This window comes from Kitasatospora sp. NPDC058184 (assembly GCF_042883725.1).
In the GTDB taxonomy this organism is placed as follows: Bacteria; Actinomycetota; Actinomycetes; order Streptomycetales; family Streptomycetaceae; genus Kitasatospora.
The window spans coordinates 1-1,461 of sequence record NZ_JBHVVE010000059.1; the positions used below are offsets into that span (position 1 = coordinate 1).

The window sequence follows — 1,461 nt, forward strand, 5'->3', positions numbered from 1 at the left end:
CGTCTCCATGACGCAGGCCTTCGCCCAGTCCTGCAACACCACCCAGGGTTTCATCTCCCAGGATCTGGAGCCGGACGACATGAGGAACACGGCGGCGCGCCTCGGGCTGGGCGTGGACTTCACCGCGCCCGGCATGACCACGGTGACCGGCTCCGTCCCCGTCACCGAGCCCGGCGCGGCCCGGGTGGAGGCCGCCATCGGCCAGGGCGAGGTCCTCTCCTCCCCCTTCGGGCTGGCCGTCATGGAGGCCTCCCTGGGCAACAACGGCCGGATGGTGCTGCCGACCCTGATCCAGGGTGAGGAGACCACCGCCGACCAGGACCCCGAGCCGCTCGACCCGGCGACAGTGCGGGCCCTGCGCGCGATGATGGTGGAGACGGTGGACTCCGGGACCGCCGCCAGCCTGAGCGACATCGACGGTCTCGGCGGCAAGACCGGGACCGCGGAGGTCGGGGGCAACCGGCCCGCCCACGGCTGGTTCGCCGGCATCAAGGGTGACCTGGCGTTCTGCACCTTCGTCGCCGGGGCGGAGTCCTCGGGACCGGCGGTGGCGGCCACGGGCCGTTTCCTGCGCGATGACGCGATGTCGGAGTGGCGCTGAGCGGACCCCATCACCCGGGCCGACGCTCACGTCGATCCCCCAAAAGTAGTATTAGTGCAGGTCAGCCCCATTCAGGGGGGCGGAAGAGGACGTTCCGGACAAAAGTCCGCGATACCTCGGGTGGTCACGTCAACTTCTGGGTTAAAAATGAGGGGTCGTTCACTGTCGGTCAACATATTCGAGAAGGTAACCCGGTGTTTTCACGGGAAGCGGGCTGACACGTGGTGAAGATACAAGGAAAGTGACCCTTGACCAGGTAAATTAGTAGTTTCTCACACCGCTAATTGCCTGCTCGAAAGGATCACCTTCAGGGTGAAGACTACCAGCTTCCATATCGGCACCCCCGCACCTTCCCAACTGTGTTCGAACGCCGGACTCATGCTACTGGCCACCACCGCTGATCAGGTCGGGGTGGCCGCTGCGATCGACACTGAACTCGGGGACCGGCAGAACCCGAACCTGGTCCACACCACCGGCCACACCATGACCACTCTCGCCCTGGCACTTGCCCTCGGTGGGGACGACGCAAATGACGTGGACCTCCTGGATCCGCTGGTGGCCACCGGCCTGATCGACCAGGTGCCCTCAGACTCCACGGTGCATCGCCGCCACGCAGAACTCGCCGGCCTGGGTTCTGACGGCACCACGGCGATCCTGGCGGGGATGAAATCGGCCCGTCGAGCCGCCTGGGCCGCCTGCGGCACCCGCAACCCCGCAGCCCGGGCCACCACCGACAATCCACTGGTCATCGACCTGGACGCCACCGAAATCCTCTCCCACTCCGACAAAGAGCATGCCACCCCGACGTGGAAGAAACACTTCGGATTCCACCCCCCTGGCAGCGATCATCGACCACGGCG

Annotated in this window: 2 protein-coding genes; both read left to right on the plus strand. The window is 66.1% G+C overall.

Annotation, left to right across the window (positions count from 1 at the left end; translation table 11 throughout):
* Window positions 1-601 (plus strand): penicillin-binding transpeptidase domain-containing protein (locus ACFVXH_RS41295; protein ID WP_387831234.1); only part of this gene is annotated, 601 nt, incomplete at its 5' end.
* A 312-nt stretch (window positions 602-913) separates the two neighbouring features.
* Window positions 914-1,461: transposase (locus tag ACFVXH_RS41300; RefSeq protein ID WP_387831235.1), on the plus strand; the 548-nt coding region annotated here is incomplete at its 3' end.